Origin of the sequence: Bradyrhizobium sp. 195, from assembly GCF_023101665.1 — a bacterium.
Classification (GTDB): Bacteria; Pseudomonadota; Alphaproteobacteria; order Rhizobiales; family Xanthobacteraceae; genus Bradyrhizobium.
This window is the reverse complement of sequence record NZ_CP082161.1, coordinates 1,114,557-1,132,337: the sequence shown is the minus strand read 5'-3', so window position 1 is coordinate 1,132,337 and position 17,781 is coordinate 1,114,557. Positions and strand designations below refer to the sequence as shown.

15 protein-coding genes, 1 pseudogene and 1 riboswitch are annotated in these 17,781 nt (G+C 59.9%); of the genes and pseudogenes, 4 read left to right on the top strand and 12 right to left on the bottom strand.

The window, feature by feature from the left end; translation table 11 throughout:
* Nucleotides 1-166 precede the first annotated feature (166 nt).
* From IVB26_RS05275 to metE, 3 genes are all read right to left on the bottom strand, one after another.
* Nucleotides 167-811 carry a cation transporter gene (locus tag IVB26_RS05275; protein WP_346732857.1) on the bottom strand — a complete coding sequence of 215 codons (645 nt, stop codon included), beginning with the start codon at nucleotides 809-811 and terminating at the stop codon, nucleotides 167-169.
* Between the two features lie 79 nt (nucleotides 812-890).
* The gene (locus IVB26_RS05270; protein ID WP_247970875.1) at nucleotides 891-2,579 is read right to left on the bottom strand and encodes a tyrosine-type recombinase/integrase; all 1,689 of its coding nucleotides are present in this window, start codon (nucleotides 2,577-2,579) and stop codon (nucleotides 891-893) included.
* 908 nt (nucleotides 2,580-3,487) lie between these two features.
* On the bottom strand, nucleotides 3,488-5,803 hold the full coding sequence (gene metE, locus IVB26_RS05265; protein WP_247970874.1) for a 5-methyltetrahydropteroyltriglutamate--homocysteine S-methyltransferase: 2,316 nt from the start codon (nucleotides 5,801-5,803) through the stop codon (nucleotides 3,488-3,490).
* A gap of 100 nt (nucleotides 5,804-5,903) precedes the next feature.
* A riboswitch (cobalamin riboswitch) is annotated at nucleotides 5,904-6,103 on the bottom strand.
* A gap of 221 nt (nucleotides 6,104-6,324) precedes the next feature.
* Here metE and IVB26_RS05260 point away from each other — a divergent pair.
* Both IVB26_RS05260 and IVB26_RS42985 read left to right on the top strand, forming a co-directional pair.
* Entirely contained in the window at nucleotides 6,325-6,588 is a 264-nt protein-coding gene (locus IVB26_RS05260) for a hypothetical protein (RefSeq protein ID WP_247970873.1), read from the top strand.
* 162 nt (nucleotides 6,589-6,750) lie between these two features.
* Nucleotides 6,751-6,885: a hypothetical protein gene (locus tag IVB26_RS42985; protein WP_256468918.1), complete on the top strand. Its 135-nt coding sequence runs from the start codon at nucleotides 6,751-6,753 to the stop codon at nucleotides 6,883-6,885.
* A 305-nt stretch (nucleotides 6,886-7,190) separates the two neighbouring features.
* On the opposite strand, the gene IVB26_RS05255 is transcribed toward IVB26_RS42985, so the two are convergent.
* Both IVB26_RS05255 and IVB26_RS05250 read right to left on the bottom strand, forming a co-directional pair.
* Nucleotides 7,191-7,394 (bottom strand): 4Fe-4S binding protein, encoded by a 204-nt coding sequence (locus IVB26_RS05255; RefSeq protein ID WP_247970872.1) that lies wholly within the window; start codon nucleotides 7,392-7,394, stop codon nucleotides 7,191-7,193.
* A gap of 608 nt (nucleotides 7,395-8,002) precedes the next feature.
* Nucleotides 8,003-9,217 (bottom strand): EAL domain-containing response regulator, encoded by a 1,215-nt coding sequence (locus IVB26_RS05250; RefSeq protein ID WP_247970871.1) that lies wholly within the window; start codon nucleotides 9,215-9,217, stop codon nucleotides 8,003-8,005.
* 603 nt (nucleotides 9,218-9,820) lie between these two features.
* On the opposite strand from IVB26_RS05250, the gene IVB26_RS05245 reads away from it, so the two are divergent.
* Nucleotides 9,821-10,336, top strand: a complete 516-nt coding sequence (locus IVB26_RS05245) for a GNAT family N-acetyltransferase (RefSeq protein WP_247970870.1) — start codon at nucleotides 9,821-9,823, stop codon at nucleotides 10,334-10,336.
* Between the two features lie 573 nt (nucleotides 10,337-10,909).
* On the opposite strand, the pseudogene IVB26_RS05240 reads toward IVB26_RS05245, so the two are convergent.
* From IVB26_RS05240 to IVB26_RS05215, 6 genes and pseudogenes are all read right to left on the bottom strand, one after another.
* A pseudogene (locus IVB26_RS05240) lies at nucleotides 10,910-11,314 on the bottom strand (SMP-30/gluconolactonase/LRE family protein); the annotation flags it as partial.
* Nucleotides 11,315-11,396: 82 nt separating this feature from the next.
* Nucleotides 11,397-12,224, bottom strand: a complete 828-nt coding sequence (locus tag IVB26_RS05235) for a citryl-CoA lyase (RefSeq protein WP_247970869.1) — start codon at nucleotides 12,222-12,224, stop codon at nucleotides 11,397-11,399.
* Nucleotides 12,225-12,279: 55 nt separating this feature from the next.
* Nucleotides 12,280-13,545 carry a CaiB/BaiF CoA transferase family protein gene (locus IVB26_RS05230; RefSeq protein ID WP_247970868.1) on the bottom strand — a complete coding sequence of 422 codons (1,266 nt, stop codon included), beginning with the start codon at nucleotides 13,543-13,545 and terminating at the stop codon, nucleotides 12,280-12,282.
* A 53-nt stretch (nucleotides 13,546-13,598) separates the two neighbouring features.
* Nucleotides 13,599-14,621 carry an ABC transporter substrate-binding protein gene (locus tag IVB26_RS05225; protein WP_247970867.1) on the bottom strand — a complete coding sequence of 341 codons (1,023 nt, stop codon included), beginning with the start codon at nucleotides 14,619-14,621 and terminating at the stop codon, nucleotides 13,599-13,601.
* Nucleotides 14,622-14,654: 33 nt separating this feature from the next.
* Nucleotides 14,655-15,428 carry an ABC transporter permease gene (locus IVB26_RS05220; protein ID WP_247973065.1) on the bottom strand — a complete coding sequence of 258 codons (774 nt, stop codon included), beginning with the start codon at nucleotides 15,426-15,428 and terminating at the stop codon, nucleotides 14,655-14,657.
* Nucleotides 15,412-16,200: an ABC transporter ATP-binding protein gene (locus IVB26_RS05215; protein ID WP_247970866.1), complete on the bottom strand. Its 789-nt coding sequence runs from the start codon at nucleotides 16,198-16,200 to the stop codon at nucleotides 15,412-15,414. Before IVB26_RS05215 ends, IVB26_RS05220 begins: the two co-directional genes overlap by 17 nt.
* Before the next feature lie 79 nt (nucleotides 16,201-16,279).
* Between IVB26_RS05215 and IVB26_RS05210 the strand changes: the two genes are divergently transcribed.
* The gene (locus IVB26_RS05210; protein WP_247970865.1) at nucleotides 16,280-17,053 is read left to right on the top strand and encodes an IclR family transcriptional regulator; all 774 of its coding nucleotides are present in this window, start codon (nucleotides 16,280-16,282) and stop codon (nucleotides 17,051-17,053) included.
* Nucleotides 17,054-17,345: 292 nt separating this feature from the next.
* Here IVB26_RS05210 and IVB26_RS05205 read toward each other — a convergent pair whose 3' ends face one another.
* Nucleotides 17,346-17,531 (bottom strand): hypothetical protein, encoded by a 186-nt coding sequence (locus tag IVB26_RS05205; protein ID WP_247973404.1) that lies wholly within the window; start codon nucleotides 17,529-17,531, stop codon nucleotides 17,346-17,348.
* Nucleotides 17,532-17,781: the final 250 nt, after the last annotated feature.

Here is a 17,781-nt window from a genome sequence, read left to right as displayed (position 1 = left end):
CAGAGGAAACCGCTCTCAAGCAGCGATCGGCGTGATGTCGCTTTTGGCCCGTTCGAGACATGCCGGTCCGATGTGACCACGTCCGCTTATCCCGTCAGACCGGAAGTCATCGCCTCACGGGCAAACCGACGACATTGAAACCAAAAGAGACTTTTGGGGGGCTAAATTACTCAGCCGCCGCCAGTCGGCCGATCCGCAACTCTCCACTGGCTTGCCGGACCACTACCAGAGCCCCTTGAATTGCAAGCAACGACATGACCGTCGCCACAACGATGTCGGGCCAACCTGCGCCGGTCCCGAACACGCCAGCCGCAGCTAACAGCACAGCGAGATTACCCAGCACATCGTTACGAGTGCAAATCCATGCGGACCGCATGTTTGCATCACCATGACGATAAGCCCAAAGTAGACCAAACGAGGCTGCGTTCGCAATCAGAGCGGCAGCTCCCACGGTGCCCATCGCGAAAGCACTCGGAAGCGTTCCGTGCAGAATGTGCCAGATGACGGTTGCAACGACCCATAGGCCAAACATGCCCATAGTGGCGCCCTTCGCAAGAGCCGCGCCAGCCCGATAGCGAAGTGTCATGCCGACAACGAGTAGGCTGATGGCGTAGTTCGCAGCATCCCCTAGGAAGTCGAGTGAATCGGCTTGCAGCGAGGCTGATCCGGCAGCAAGGCCCGCGACCACCTCAAAGGCAAACATGGCCGCGTTGATCGCAAGCACAATCCAGAGCACCCGCCGGTAAGCGGCATCACGTTTCTTGTTCCCGCCGAGGCTTAAGGGCGGTGGAGCGCAACAGCAGTCGTTCATCAGCCGAATATAAGATGGATCAGGACGCGTCGCTAGTCCGCTTGATGTCGTCTCTGGCCCTTGGCGGACCTTGGAGGCCCTAGCGGATTTCGTCGGCTATCGGTGGCTTATGCGATTTCAATGACCGGAAACTTCCCGATAGCGTTCGCCTTCGCCTTAATGGTCTCACGTCTCCGTAGCCCTCCGAGACGTTGCGCGGCGCATGTCCCTGAATGGCATCCAGCACACGCATCTCAACGCCCTGATCAATGCCAACCGTCTTGAAGCGATGGCGCCAGCCGTGGCTTGGTTTAACGTTCTTATCCTTCACCACTTCGCGCACGAATTCATTGACCTTATTCCGCGCCGTCTTCACCGCGTTGCGCACCCCTAGCTCGCCGGCCTTGGGATCAATGAACAGATAGCCGCCCTTCGACTTCTCAAAGAACGCCAAGAAGCCTTCCTCGATGACTTGCCGATGGAGCACGACATCCCGCGCTTCATCCGTCTTCACCGGTCCCGCTTCCGGCGTCACATGCAGCACCCAGAGCTTGCCTTCGCGCCGCAAATCCTCCTTGCGAATCTGGATCATCTCACCCACGCGGGCGCCCGTGAAGGCACACAGCCACGGCACCCACCGCTTGGCCGCCGCCAGCTTCGCGGCTTCTAGGCCGGGCACGAACTCGCGGGCATGCTTCAGGATGGCGAGAGCCTCCGAATCGTAGAACCCCTTGGACCTGAGCTTGCGCGACTTGCCGACCTTGATGGTGATCCCTTCGGCCGGATTGCTGGGCAACCGACGATTGACCACCGCCCAGCCAAACACCGTCTTCAACCCCGCGAGGTCGCTATCCTTCACGGTCTTCGGACTCACCCCGCTGTGCACTCGATAGTCTTTAAAGCGAACGATGTCCTCCGGCGTCACCCGGCTCGCCGTGTCGTGCTTTAGGAATGTCACGAGCCGCGCCATCGAGTTGCGATAGCTCTCATAGGTGCTCTGCTTGCGACCGGCCCGCTTGGCTTCCTTCCACCAGTCCTCGACGAGCCCGCTGAGGGAATTCTTGGAGGCGCCCCGCTTTGGCTTTTCCTTCGGCGCATCTGCCGGGGCCTGCCACTCGGGAAAGCGAGCAGCCTTGGGGTCGAGCGAATAGTCTCCCCCTGCATTCCGTTGGCGGCTCGCGAAGGCGTCACGCAGCGCCATCCAAAAGGCAGTGAGCAAGAGAGCACGCGATTCGCTATCCACGCGGCGGATGCCCTTGGTCAGCAAGAGGCGGTCCACAATGGGCCCGAGCGGCTTCTCTAGTTTCTTGGGCTCACCGTCAGCGCCAATCTTCTCCCACATCTCCGTCACTGCCGCCCAGTGAGCTTCCTGTTCCTCGTGGCTCTCAGTCTCCGGCGCCCAACCGACACCGGGCGTGTGGACCATGGCGACACTCCGGGCGCGGCTCTCGCTGTCCGCCCAAACGCGATAGAGTTCGCCTGCCAAGGCCGTCGCCTGCCGGTGGCTCAGATGCACGGGAGCGTCATTGCGGAAGGCCTGCCAGATGCCTTCCAGATGGGCCGCAGCGACTCCATGGCGCGTCTTGATCTCGCTGGGCTCCGCGGTGCGAAGGGAGAACCGGACGGCCTGAGCGCCCTCGCTAGGCGTCACGAAAACGAAGCCGTCACCGAGCGGAATCGCCAGCTCAACACCGACTGCTTTACGTCGGACATCAGCCGGAATGCGCTGCACGAAAAGAGGAAAGCGAGACCCGTCCCGGCGCATCGGCCGAACAACCCTGAACAGCAATGTTACGCCCCATTGTTACACAGTCGGGGCCAACGCAACACTCTGAAAGGGCTTATCTATCTGGATTTGTTTGATATCCAGAATTGTATGGTGCCCAGGAAAGGACTCTGACCTCCAAGTCATCGACCGGACACCACTCCGGTCGAATCGCGCCAGTCACGGCGGTCCGCGCCATGCCTGGCGTACCAAAAAAAGCCCGGCCTCCTCCGGAGGCCGGGCGAAAGTCACGCAGGAACGACGCTGCTTTACGCATCGCACCAGCTTTCGTCGGTAGGGAGGACTTACCGGCGATCGATTTTCGGCGAGGGCATTCGCCGTCAAACAAGGAGAAGCGGATATCACTCCGCGCGAAATCTGGAGCCGCTTGCCTTCCGCTCCTGTCGGAAACTTCACGACTTGTCCACCACTCGCCCGCTGTCCGGTTGGGACGGCAGTGCCTTGATCGAGCTGGGATCCTTCGCGCAAGCGGTTTGGCTGCCGTGCCCTGAAACACAAGCGGCAGTTTGCCGTCGCGCAGCAGCATTTGGCACGCCCCCAAAAACCAACAACGCTCGATTACCTTTCCCGAAGAGCGTGCCAGGGCGCGAATTTCGTATGACGTTCCGTAAGGACGGTAAAATAGATTGTTGTGATGGGACGCATCCACGTTTTGGATAAATGAAAACGTAGGGCTGTGCTTCGCCTCGAGCGTTAATGACGTCGCAATATGTGACCTGATCGGACGTCGCCGGCATGCTGTCGGCCGTCGGGTCGAGAATCGAGCTTGTCGCCGGCTGTATGCGACCGCCTCCGCCGACGCCGGCCGGCATTCCGAGGCGCTGGGAACTTTGGGAGCTCGCAAGGACATCGTAAGCCCCCAAAGCGCGTGCATCTTGTTCACAAACGCGTTGGCGAAACGCTCCGGACCATCATGGCTCAGCCCGCAACTCGCGTGCGGCGGCCACCATATTGATGAGCGCGGGACGCACCTCCTCCCATCTTCGAGTTTTCAGTCCGCAGTCGGGATTGATCCAGAGCTGCCGATCGGAAACTCGCTGCCGCGCCAACACAATCAGCTGCTTGATTTCCGCCGCTGCGGGAATGCGCGGTGAATGGATGTCATAGACGCCGGGCCCGATCTCATTGGGATATTTGTAGCTCTTGAAGGCCTCGAGCAATTCCATCTTAGAACGCGACGTCTCGATTGAAATGACGTCAGCATCCATTGCTGCGATCGCATCGATGATTTCGTTGAACTCGGAATAACACATGTGGGTATGGATCTGAGTTCCGTCGGCGACAGCGGAGGAGCAAACGCAGAAGCTGTCCACTGCCCAATCGAGATAGTTCCTCCACTGCGATTTGCGTAGCGGCAATCCCTCCCGCAACGCAGCCTCGTCGATCTGGATCATGGTCGCTCCAGCCGCCTCAAGATCGATGACCTCGTCTCGAATCGCAAGAGCGATCTGACGACATGTCTCGCTCCGCGAGATGTCGTCGCGGACAAACGACCAGTTCAGGATCGTCACCGGTCCGGTCAGCATAGCCTTGACGGGTTTCTTGGTCAGAGACTGCGCGTAGCGCCACCATTCAACGGTCATCGGCTTCGGCCGGGAAACATCTCCAAACAGGATAGGCGGACGAACGTACCGCGACCCATAAGACTGAACCCAGCCGTGCTTGGTGAAAGCGAATCCCAACAGCTGCTCGGCAAAGTATTGAACCATGTCATTGCGCTCGAACTCACCATGTACGAGCACGTCCAGGCCGATATCTTCCTGCCACTGCACGGTACGGGCTGTCTCCGCTTTCAGAAGCTGCTCGTACTGCGCGTCATTCAGCGCTCCCCGCGCATGGGCCGCACGCGCATTCCGGACGTCGACCGTTTGCGGGAAGGATCCGATGGTTGTCGTTGGAAACATCGGCAATGCGAACGCGACGCGCTGGACGTCGGCACGCTGGGTGAACGCACTGCGACGGCGACGCATGCTATCGTCGATCGCGGCCATTCGTCCGGCGACATTCGCATTGTGGGTCTCGGGCGATGTTTCGCGGGTCACGGCTGCGTCCTCCGAAAGCGCAAGTTCATCGGCCACCTCGGCAGCATGGCCAGCCAGCGCTTTGCCCAATATTGAAAGTTCCTTGATCTTCTGAACTGAGAACGCCAGCCATGTCTTCAGATTGGGATCGAGATCGGTCTCTAGCTCAATGTCGATCGGAACATGAAGCAGCGAGCAGGAAGGAGCAATCTGAACACGGTCCCTGCCCAGCTTTTTGACCATAGGGGCAAGTTGGTCGAGCAGCGCCGCAAGATTAGAGCGCCAGACGTTGCGACCATCAACGACGCCTAGCGAGACCACGAGATCTCTGCGGGCTGTGGCGACAATTGCGTCCAACTGGTCGGGTGCCCGAACCAGATCGACATGAAGCCCGGCAACGGGCAAGGCGAAGGCTGTTTCAAGATTGTCGCCGATAGCGCCGAAATAAGTGGCCAGCATGATTTTAAGGGCCGGCACAACCTTTGCGAAATGAGCATAGGCCCGGCGGACAGCCGCCCGCGACGCTTCGTCGACGTCCATCACTAGGCACGGCTCGTCGAACTGAACCCATTCAGCACCGCGCGAGGCTAGTTCGCGGAGAACATCGACATAGACTGGGAGGAGCCTATCAAGCAGCGACAGCGGATTGAATGCGGGATTTGCGCTTTTGCCGAGCTTCAGGAAAGTGACTGGTCCAACTAGGACGGGGCGCGTTTGGTAGCCGAGGCTTTTTGCCTCCTCATATTCCTCGATCGGCTTTCGAGAGGAATACTTAAAGATCTGATCCTGGTGAAATTCCGGCACCATGTAGTGGTAGTTGGTATCGAACCACTTCGTCATTTCCTGTGCGGCTACGCCAGCCCCACGCTGAGCGTGACCACCGTCCTGAGCGCCACGCGCCATGGTGAAGTAGGTCTTGAGCGACACAGGACCTTCGGTCCAGCCGTAGACGTCGGGAATGGCGCCGACCATTACGCTGGTATCGAGCACATGGTCGTAGAGCGAGAAGTCATTCGAAGGAATGACGGTCGCACCGCAGGATTTCTGCCGTGCCCAATTAGCGGCACGAAGTCCACTCCCCGCCTCGAGGAGCTCGGCTTCGCTGGAGTTTCCCGCCCAGTAGCTCTCGAGCGCGAATTTGAGTTCGCGTCGTGGGCCGATGCGTGACGTCCCCAGTGTGGCAACGGGAAGCGAAAGAATAGACATAGCTCAGACCCCATAATTGGGGCAAAGGCCATGGCGGACGCATGCAGCGAATATCGCGTGAGCGACAGCTGCTTGGCGCACACCGGGACACCCCGCCCGTGGACGATATATTGTCGAGGCAGGTCTCCTGGCTCGCGGGTCGTCGCTGCTGTCCGGCCTTCCCGAAGCCGCAGGGCTTCAGTGACTTCGTTGGACAGCGGCTCGCCGCTTACAGTTGCGGGGGCAGCGCCGGCATTGCACCGGTTTCCCTCTTAGCTCCGGATCAAACGAAATCCGGAGACCACGACGGCTGGCATTATGCGCACGAGGATCGATCGGTCAACCTACTAGCTGTCGCTGCGATATTGCCCAAGCGATTGCGAGCTGTACCAGGTAGGCTACAACGGTCTTACTCCCGGCCTGGTGAAAACACGTGGATCTGTGGAGACTCCGCTTGTGAATGCGTCCGCTCAACAACCTGTTCGCGTAGTCGGATGAGCTCCGCGAGCAGAACGAACGCGCCCGGCGCTTTCGACATCTGCGTGATCGCGACAAAGCCTGGACTTTTCCGTCAGCAGCTTCTCGAACTCGTCCGTGAGGAAGTTGCGATCATCCTCGGCCGGCATCCGTTTGATGACAGCGCCAGCTCCTTAGGAATTGCCAAGGCCGGATTGCTCCAGGATCGAACGAATGATCAGGTCGGACTGCCTGTGTTCGGCCTGCCCCCACGACGAGCCGCGAGCTCGATCGCCTCCGTGGCGTGGGTCAAGATGATCTCCTCGGTGAGCCCGGCACTCACGTGCTGAGCGACTTTGGCGCGCGCCTCGTTGTCTCCGTCGCCGCTTGGCGAATAGTGCAGCCTGGACGTTGGCTTGCGCGACACCGCAGGAACCGTTCCGGACCTCAGGATGCACGCTGACTTGCGAAACTGGAGTAAGCGGCGAGAGCGCGCGCGGCGGGATCGTGCTATGACTCTACGCTCCATGCACTCGTGCACGGTGACCACGGGCAAGCGGATGCCGAGCTTCTCGTACGTCTTCAGGATCTCCGGACCGATCTCGTCGCGCGAGGAGACCGTCTCTTCGGCTTCGGCCGTGACGTAGCTTTAGATATCCTGCAAGTCGATCTTGATATGACGCCCCTTCCACCTCCCCTTGGCTCGTCAGCCAGCGACGATAAGCCTCGACGCGGCGACTGGAGCATCGAGGCGGCCTTCTTTATTCGAGACAAATTTGACGGTGTCCTCTGACAGAGCCCTTCGAGGGCTTCTCGGAGTCGATCAGCGCCTTAAGGTCATAACGATGTTGATCGACCTCGATCGCCCCACGCGGTCGGCGGCCTCCTCAAGCTCGACATCTACTACTTCGTTCGCGAAATCGAGCGGTGAAGCCTTCTGGACGCGGGCTGCTTATGCTGTCTTAGACGGGACACAGGTGTCAGGCACCGGACAGACCACCGCGCATTGCGGCGTGTCGGAATGGCCCTCGCACTCCGTACACTTTTTGGCATCGACAACGTAAATGTCGCGCTTGAGGCTGATCGCCGCGTTGGGACACTCGAACTCACATGCCCCACAAACGGTGCATTGCGAAGCGACGATCTTGTAAGCCATGCCTTCCGACTCCTTAGGCGAGCGATGCCATTGGCGATCCCTTTCAAATGCCGTGCCAAACACAGACGCGGTCAATGATGGGCAATTTGCCCAATTGTGCTGTCCCGGGTCTGAGACCATGTTGCATCTGCGACAGCAACGGGCAACTTCAATTTCAAGCTATGCGAGCTCTCGGGCCCTACTCCAAGAGGCAGTCGCGACTCGGCCGCTGCGAGCTTCCGTTGGTTTGTCTGGCACGGCAGCGCGGGGCAAGCGACGCGCGACGATTCCCAAACCGGCGGCGCGACTAAAAGCCGCGAGCCGACGCACGTCTACGCGGACCTCGGCAAACCTCCGGTCACACGCCCTGACTGGAGGTTTTGTGCAAGCCTCGCTCACGGCTGCAACGTTAACTCCGCGGATTGACTCGCTGGAGGCGTGCCAAAACGGGTTGTGCTACAACAAGCTTCAGCGTCGCTTCGGAGGGAAATAAAGTTGCGCCGGGAGGAGCGATACTGGCTTTGCTAAGCGACCGATTTAATTGCCGCATGCCTGGTGCCGAGTAGGCATGGCGTGCGGGCGAGCGCTGATACGCTTTGCCTGGCCGTGCTCAGCCACTTCTCATGCAGCTATTTTGGACGAAGTGGAACAGGGCTGAAAGATGACTGTGCAAATTGCTTCAGCGGCATGGCCTTTCCGAACAGATGGCCCTGCGCAAGGTCGAAGCCGAGTTCGGTCACAGCGATCAGGTCGGCGTGGCTCTCCACACCTGCGGCGACGGTGCGCACACTGTACTCTTTGGCTAGATCGACGATATGGCGGCACACCGTTCGCTTCAGCGGCCCATTTCCGCAACCGGCGACGTACTGCCGGTCCACTTTTAATTTCATGAACGGGAATTTTTCCACCCCCATCAGCTGCGGCCAATTGGCGCCGACATTGTCGATTGCAAGGCCGATGTTGTGAAAGCGAACCTCACGCGCGACCTCGATCAGGAGATCTAGGTTCTGGATCGCTTCCTCGCTATCGATTTCAATCGTCAAGCCGCCGAAAGCGGGGTGCGACGGCATGCGCTGACAGAGATCGCGTACCGCTTGCGGGTCAATCAGGAATGCTGCCGGGAGATTGATGGAGAGATCGATCGAAGTTTGCTGCTCCAGAAGATACTGCCAATCCTTGATCGCGCGGTCGATCACGAACTGCGATAACTCCCTAAAATGCGGATCGTGAGCCTCCGGGATGAAATAGGCCGGTGGAACAACGCCCCAGGTCGGGTGCCGCATTCGCACAAGCGCCTCGGCGCCGCGGCGGCTGAGGGTACACGCGTCAAACTTCGGCTCATACCAGAGCTCAAGCCAGCCAGCGTGTAAGGCCTCTCCGACATGGACCGCGGGACGGGGCGCCGGCTCTCTGGGCAAGAGCATGGCGACCCGATCGCGCAGCGTTTCGGCTGCAAACGGCGTCCTCAGCGGCGGCAGCATAGCAAGTCCATATTCGCCCCCGACCTGCTGCACTGCCGTCATGATGATCGACTCGCGGGCGCCGAACGCCAGCACTCCGCCTGCAAATCCTTCGCGTACGAGTATCTCGAGCAATCGTCCAGGCTCGATGCGATCCGAGCCAATGCCGAGCAGGATCAGATCAGGGAAGTCCGTGCCGAGTACGTGCGGCAGCTCGTCAGCAGTCCCGCATTCGCTGATAACAAACCCCATATCCTCCAGCACATCCCGAAGAAAGGCGCGCAGATGCCGCTTGCCGACGGCCACGCACGCTCGCGGCCGCACCTTACGCTGTCCGAAGATTACAGGTTTCCCTCCGACCAGTTCGGCCTGCCCATGCTCCATTGCAACCACTCCCGTTCCGTGACGGTCCCTTAAACGAGGAGCGAAGGTCCAAAACAAGCTGTGCTTGCCATTATCTTTCGATTCTTCGAGGTAAGCTTAAGATAGTGCATTAGCGTGCAAAATCTTTGGCGATGTTGTTCAGACGATTTTGTCGGGCGCACGCGTATGATAGCTCTCCCGCCTCGCGCAACTTTGTACGAGTGACGCACACGAGTGTGGGGAATCTCACCTTCGGACGCGCCGAGCTGATGCGCCCTATGGCACGGCGATTACCATGCCGCAAGATCTACTGAATCGAGTCGCTCGTGAGTGATGATCGGAAATCACTCTTACGAAATGTTTGATCGGCATGGCCGGCCTGCCCACGCGCGAATGGCCGTCTCGTGGATTTCCTTTCCAATCGAAGGAAGTCCATCATGAGTTCGCAGCAGGTCAAGCCGCAGTCGATTCTTAGAACGGCAACAGCTTGCACTTACCTCACCTCTGTTGCTGATAGCGAGTGCGGACGTCCTATTCCCTATCGAGCTTGATAGTTGCTCTCAGTTGCGTTTTCTGTATCCTTCTGAAGCATGGATATCCTCAAGAGGGACTGGAGGGACTAACGTGACGGGTGTTCGTGTTGGCGCGGAAGCGCAAGGCCTGCCCCACGGGGGCACGGCTTTGCGCAAAGACGTGCCAGGAGATGAGAACGCGATCGCAGAAGCCGTCGGAAAGCTACTTTCTGAATTAGGTGGCCTCGGACCAGAGTTCAGCCTTGAAGGCGCGAAGCAGGCTGCTTTGCGCCTGATTCAGGATCCCGAAGAGGGCTTCATTTTTGTCATCGAGGAACAAGCCACCGGGCAGATTGTAGGGGTCGCTGCCACCTCGGCCGTACAGGCCGTGAGAGCAGCCGGAGCGTACGGTGTGCTTCAGGAGCTATGGATTTCTCGCGACTTCCGAAGCTCTGACCACGGTCGGCATCTGCTCGAGGCGGTACATTCGGAGGCGAAGCGCCGAGGCTGGCAGATGATCGAGGTTGCGTTGCCCCCGGATGGCTATCCAGCTTTACAACGGGTACGCCGTTTCTACGAGGAGAGGGGATATCGGGTTGGAGGATTGCGCGCGCGCAAGAGGCTATGACAGTACTGCGACCTCTGCTCCACACAGTTAAAAGCGCTCCTGGGCTTATCAGTAAAGACTTTCAAAGCAGCAAATCCTGCTGCTTGTTGGTTCTCAAAACGAACGCTCCAACGCGTGCGTCGCGGCCGAGGATGATCGAGAACCTCGACGCTGATGCGGTGCTTACTCCTACTGCGAGCGGATTACCTCTTCGACCTTCTTGGCGGGTATCAGCCATCAAATCGTTCTTCATGGTGCGAAGCGATACGATCGTCTTCTCAAGGCTCGTGGACCGCGAGCCGAAGCCTGCCCGCCTAAAAGGCGCGGAGCCAGGTCGGCGGCGACCCGTTGGGGGCGAAGCCCGACCCAGCCTTACAAACGATGGCCGAGTCGTTCTTTCGTGCTTCCCACACAATGCGACTTACTGACGCCAGTTTCGGATCACCGCACACAAATGCGATCCATTCGTCGCCAAGTACAATGCCTCGGCAACTGGCAAGCCAATCACCTACCGGGCTCCTTCCTGCATCTTGATTCGGTGGACCGTCGCGTAAAAGGATTCGGCACCACCTTGTCACTCCTGCTGGCGAACGTTCAAGGAAAGTGAGCGAGATCAGCCATCAACACTGATCCGGTAGAGGATTCCGTAATGAGCAATGTGCCGTTTGCCGACTCCAATACGAGGTTCGTGCAGGTCGCCCCAGCGCAGGACTTGATGCGGGCGATCGTTTCGCCGTTCGGCGCCATGACGAAGACGTGGCCGAGGGAGGCGTGCGCGACAAAGAGCCGCCCTTTTTGATCCATCGTCAGCCCGTCAGGACCGCTGATCCCGAAGAACAAGCTGAACCGTCCCACCTTCCCAACCCCACCGTCACGCATCAGCGGCACGCGCCAGATGCTGTTGTCGCGCGTCATTGCAACGAACAACACGGCCTCGTCGGGACTGAGCACCAGCCCGTTCGGGCTTGGCCCGTTCGAAATCAGGCAATCGAGCCGGCCGTCAAACACCAGGGCGACGAAATTCCGCCGGCATCGACGAGAACACGCGGGTCTCAACCAGCTGAGGCGGCTTGTCGATAGATCATGACGCGCCTCCCAGCGAGCGGCGCGGCTGGCCCTCATATTTGTAGCCAAACTGCTTGGGCATCGGTCCCTTGTTACGATCCTTGCGCCTGGTCTGTTCCCAGGCGTGGGCCAGGATTCCGACCGCGCGCGACAGGCAGAAGACGCCGCGCGCCAGCGGAGGCGCGAAGCCGAGCTCGCCATAAATGACCGCGGTCGCGCCATCAATGTTCATTGGGATGAGTTTGCCCTTGCGCTGCTGCATCACGCGCTCGATCGCGCGGGCGGCCTTGGCATAGTCGCCGCTGACACTGCCCTCAGCACCTGCGCCATCCACCAGCGCCAATAGCGGTGCCGCGCGCGGGTCGACCGGATGAAACCGGTGGCCGAAGCCGGGCAGGTATTTGCCGCGCCTTGCGGTGAAATGGTCGATTGCGGCGGCCGCGGCCTCGCCGATCTCTAGGCCATCGCGCCTCCGCAGCACATCTTCGTAGAGTTCGACCGCCTGCTCCCCTGCTCCGCCGTGCACATCATCGAGTGTATTGATCGCGGAGGCCATCGCACCGTTCAGGGGCAGCCCGCAGCTCACCGCCATCTGCGCAATTGCGATGGAGGGCGCGTGCGGACCGTGGTCAACGGACGCGACCAGCGCAGCTTGCAGCAGCCGCTCCTGCGCTGGCGTCGGCAGATCGCCGCGCAACATCAGCCAGATCATGGCGGGAAAGGAAATCCGGCCGATCAAATCTTCGATTGGATAACCCCGATAGGCGATGCGACCGGGCGCGATGTCGCAGATGGAGGTTCGCCACCAACGGGCCGCTTGCTGTCGCAATTCTTCTTCGCTCATTTCCGGTTCCGCCCCTTCTACCTGCCGATTGCCAACCGCCGCAAGCGGTCGAATATCATGATATTGGTCCGTCCGCGGCTACGCGGACGGGCAGGAAATCAGCCTCTCCTTGCTTTGGCGTCCCGACGGCCCGGCTTGAGACCAGTTGCTCGACCTCCGCATACGAATAGCCGAGCCGCTGCAGCCATCGCTCGGTGTCTGCTCCGAGCGTCGCAGGTGGTAAAGGCACCGAAAACTCCTCATCCAGCCGGAAGCCCGGCCGCGTGATTCGTAACGGCTGCGCACCGTCTTGTTCTGGGGCCAAAGTCTCGACGAATCCGCGCTCGAGGAGCTGTGGCTGCTGCAAAACTTGCGAGACCGTCAGCACGCAGCCTGCGGGGACTCCAGCCACATTCATTTGGGCCTCCCATTCGTCAGCGGGCTTGCAACTCAACGCCTTGTTCAACTCCGTGTTCAGCGCTGCGCGATTGACCTTGCGCATCTCGCGCCCAGCAAAGCGTGGATCCGTCTTCAGGTCCGGTCGGCCAATCAGGTCGCATAGGGCTTGGTACTGCTTCTGCTCGTTGGCGGAAATGTTCAGGGGGCCTGTTGCGGTGCGGAACGTGCCGGAGGGAGCCGCGGTGAAGTTCTCGTTGCCGATGGGTTGCGGCTCGACACCAGCGTTCAGGTGGTTGGAGACGACCCATCCCATTGCTGCAACGGTGGCTTCGAGCAGGGACACGTCAATGAACCGACCGCGGCCGCTATGCCGCTGGTCGACCAGAGCCGCGGCGATGGCAAAGGCAGCAGTCAGTCCCGCAATCGTATCCGAGATCGGAAAGCCCGTGCGCAGGGGAGCCGAGGCCGTATCGCCAGTGACGCTCATGGCACCAGACAGACCCTGAACGATCTGGTCATAGGCTGGACGGGCGGACCACGGCCCGCTCTGCCCAAAGCCGGAGATCGCGCAGTAGACGAGACGCGGGTTCTGCCTGCTGAGCACATCAAAGCCCAGGCTAAGCCGTTCCATCACCTTCGGCCGGAAGTTTTCGAGCACCACATCGGCTTCCTTGACGAGTCGCAAGAATACCTCGCGGCCCGATTCCGACTTCAAGTCCAGCGCCACGGATTGCTTGCCGGCGTTCACCGCGACAAAAGAGAGGCCCTGCAGGCGCTCTGCCCTTTGCGGATCGGCGCCGAGGCGCCGCGCGAGGTCGCCGCCGTTCGGATTTTCGACTTTGATGACCTCCGCGCCAAGACGCGCGAGATGATAACCGCAGAACGGACCGGCCAACACGTTCGACAGGTCCAGGACGCGGATGCCGGTGAGCGGCAGAGACATCTGAAGACGCCTTCCTTTAGGTGATCCGATGGTGAGGGCTGGCCGGCGGGCAGCTATTTCAGTTGTTGTGCGGCGCGTTCCGCGAAACGATTGGTGAAGGTTTTGTTCAGGTCGATCTTTGCGGCAGCAATTTTTGGATCAAAGTCGCTCAGGACAGCCAGCGGGACCTTGGCCGCCTCAATGTCCATCTGTCCGGTTGGCGAGAAGAGCGCTTTCGATGCGTTCATGATTTCGATATTCACCTCGCGATTGTCAGTCTTGTAACCAGGAGGAATCGTATCGACGAGCTGCTCCGTCGGCGTTACGTTGATCCAGCGGTGAGTTTTGAGCAAGGCGTTGACCAGGCGCTGGACCGTTTCGGGATTTTTGTCGATGAAAGACTGCTGAAGGTAGAGACACGCGGTCGGATAGGATCCGCCGAAGGCCTGCTTTGAGCCTTCGATCGTGCGCGCATCGAACAGCGCTGTCGCGCTCTTCTTGCGCGCGAGAAGCGTCGCGATGGGATCGAAATAGACCAGGGCATCGACGTTCATGGCCTCAAGCGCCACCATGCCCGGTGCACCGCTGCCGACGGCAATGATGTTGACATCGCGTGAACCCAATCCTGACTTCTTGATGTAGTAACGCGCCATAGTCTCCGTCGATGACCCCGGCGCCGTGATCCCGAGCCTGAGACCCTTCAGGTCGGCGCCGGTTCTGACCTTGTCGGCGAGGTCGCTGCGGACACCGAGCAGGACGCCGGGAATGTCATTCAGCAGGAACACGCAGGAAATTTGCTTACCCTGCGCCTGCATCTGAATGGTGTGATCGTAAAAGCCGATAGTCCCGTCGACGGAGCCGCCGATCAGGGCCTGCAGAGCCTTTGAGCCACCGGCCTGGAAGTTCTCGACGGTAACGTCAAGGCCTTCTTCCTTAAAGGAGCCAAGCTTCACTCCAAGTTCGACAGGCATATAGTTGAGGATCTGTGACCCCACGGCGATCTTCAATTTTGTTTTCTCGGGCTCGGTGGCATGCGCCAAAATGACCGAGAATGCGGCCAGCGCCACGACTGGCGTCAGTCTTATGGAAACGTGCATGCGAACCTCCATGATTGATGGGAGAGCGTACGATCAGCTTTCGTGCGCAGGCGCCGGCCGCCAGACCAGGAGCCGCTTTTCCGCGCAGTCGACAATGGCATCGAGGACAACGACGAAGGCGGAGAGAACGATAATTCCTGCGAACACTCCCGTCGCATCGAGGACGCCTTCGGCCTGCGCAATTAAGTGCCCCAATCCTGCGGACGAGCCGAGATATTCAGCGACCACGGCGCCCATCATGGCCATGCCGACGGACACCCGCAGGCTCGACAGAATCCAGGTCGTGGCGGACGGCAGGTAGACGTGCCGTAGCAGGGACGACTTCGATGCACGCAGCAGGCGGGCATTCGCCAGCACGACCGGATTGACCTCGCGGACGCCCTGGAACGTGTTAAAGAATGCGACGAATAGAACCAGCGTGACGCCGAGCGCAACCTTGGAGGTGAGGCCCAATCCGAACCAGATGACGAAAATGGGTCCAAGCAAGATCCGCGGGATTGCATTGAACATCTTGATAAAGGGCTGAACGACTTCGGCAGCGAACGGGCTTAAGCCCAGCCAGATACCAAGTGCTGTGCCGATCCCGATGCCAGCCAGGAACGACAGGACCGTCTCCAGCAATGTTATGCCAATATCGGTCCAAAAGTCCGCCGTCGACATCCACAGCCCGATCCTTGCGACAAGTGTCGACGGTGCCGGAAAGAAGAAGGGATCGATCAGTCCGGCCCACACGCCCAATTCCCAGATCAGGATCAGGCCAAGGACGATGGCGAACTGCGTGAGAGCGACCCTACCCCTGCGTGACATAGCTTTTCTCCACTTCGGCGCCGAGCAGCGACCAGATTTCACGATAGAGCGCTATGAATTCGTCGGTGGTCTGCAGCGCAGAAACATCGCGCGGACGAGGCAGCGTGATCCTGACGTCGGCAACCATGCTGCTGGCGGGACCGGCAGACATCACAACGACGCGGTCCGCCAGCGTGATCGCCTCATCGAGATCATGGGTGATGAAGATGAGCGAGCGCCGGTCCGCCTGCCAGAGGTCGAGCAGGATGCGGTGCATGAGTCGGCGTGTGTGAACGTCCAGCGCGGAGAACGGCTCATCCATGAGAACGATTTTGGGCTCCATGATCAGGGTTTGTGCCATCGCAACGCGCTTGCGCTGGCCGCCGGACAATTGATGCGGATAGCGCTCCTCGAATCCCTTCAATCCGACCTTGGCGAGCCAGGGCCGTGCCTGCTCGCGCGCTTTCGCGATCGAGCTGCCCTGAAAGACGAGCCCGAGGCCGACATTGTCCTGGGCGGTCTTCCAGGGCAGCAGCCCTTCCTGTTGAAGCATGTAGCCGGACTGACCGTTCAGGCCCGTAAGAGACTTGCCGAAAATGCGAACGTCGCCGGCGGCGGGCTTCAGCAGTCCGGTGACGGTGTTGAGAATGGTCGATTTTCCGCAGCCGGTCGGCCCCACCACTGCAACGAATTCAGTCTCGGCCACCTGGAGGTTCATGCTTTTGACGGCCGTGAAGTCGCCGAAGCGAATCATCACGTCGCGCAAGTCCACGGCAAGTCCCGGCCGCCCCATTTGTTTCACTCCATAGAACTTATTCTGACGTCTGGAACCGCGTAGCTCGCGTCTCACGAGGAGTCAATCCTATTCTGATGTGCAGAATGGCGGTCGTGCTAACTGGCTGGACTCTTGGCGTCATTCTGACTATTGGTTCTGCACAGCAGAACCAGAGGTATCGATGGTAAGAACAGGGGTTGATGCGGTCGCGCGGGCACTGGCAATCCTTAAGGCGTTCGACCCGGAACGCGCCGCGATGACGCTGACAGAGATTGCGCATGCGACTGACCTCTACAAGAGCACAGTCCTTCGCCTTGCCGCATCTCTGGAGGCGGATGGCTTCCTGGTGCGGGGTACGGACCGGCTATTTCGACCCGGACCGGAGCTATGGCGCCTTGGGGCGCTCTATCAGCGCGGGCTCGACCTCGGTGACCTGATCAGACCCTCGCTCCATCGTCTGGTCGAGGCAACCGGAGAGACCGCATCCTTCTACATTGCGGAGGGCGACGAGCGCATCTGCCTTTATCGCGTCAATTCTCCGCGTTCGGTCCGGCATCACCTCGAAGAGGGTCAGCGATTGCCGATTGACCGCGGCGCTGCCGGCCGTGTTCTTACCGCCTACCGCGATTCTGCATCAGCCGATGGAAAGAAGGTCAGAGATCGTGGCTTCTACGTCTCGATCGGCGAGCGGGACCCTGAGGTCGCGGCCGCAGCTGTGCCTGTGATCGACGTTCATGGTCAATTGCGCGGCGCCCTCTCGGTCTCCGCCATTCGGACTCGCTTTGATGCAGATGCTCGGAAGGCTGCGATTGTAGTTCTGAAGTCCGAGGCTAAAGCGCTGATCGGTCTGCTGCCTGCAAGCGAGCGCTGAGCTACAATGGCAGCGTTCCGTTTATGACGCACAGCTCAGCGGGTGCCGCAGGGGCCTCTCCTGAGCGCAGCGTGCATTTCTCACATTGTTGAGGCGCATCGGGGCGCGATTCGGCAAGGCGTGTTGTGGTGGTTCAAGGAATGCCCTGATAACGACAGAGCGTAGTGCAGATCAGTCTGGAGTGGTGGGACGCCCCTGAAGCTGTTCCTGGAGTCGCCCAAGTGATCCCGCCGCAGATCATCCTCGATCTCGACGCCCCCACCCGTACACGGGCATCAGGAGGGAGGCTTCTTCAAAGGCTATTACGCTGCTCGATATATGTGCTGGTGTTCTGGAGCCGGCATATGCTGAGGGCTAAGCTGCGGCACGCCGACATCGATGCAAGCGCGGCCAGAACGTTGCGCAGATTGTGCGGCCGTTCGACCCATTTTGCCACCATCTTCGGCGTGGTGTTGAACTGGGGCGCGGCGGCGTGCATTGCTCAGTCCCGCCTCCACACACCGCACCTTGGCCTCTCGACCTTTCGGTGTCAGGAGAGCATTCTTGTGGCTGTTCATCTGGTCTGTCCGTGGAACACTGAAGCTTCGCAACCTCAGCTTCCTCGGTTCGGACCAGATGGACAACCTCCTGAAAGACCACATCTAGCTCATGCACCGGCGTGGTCTTCGCACGCCTGATGATGTCGAGCGCCACGGTCTGATTGGTGTCGCACCCCAGGCACCGAACTT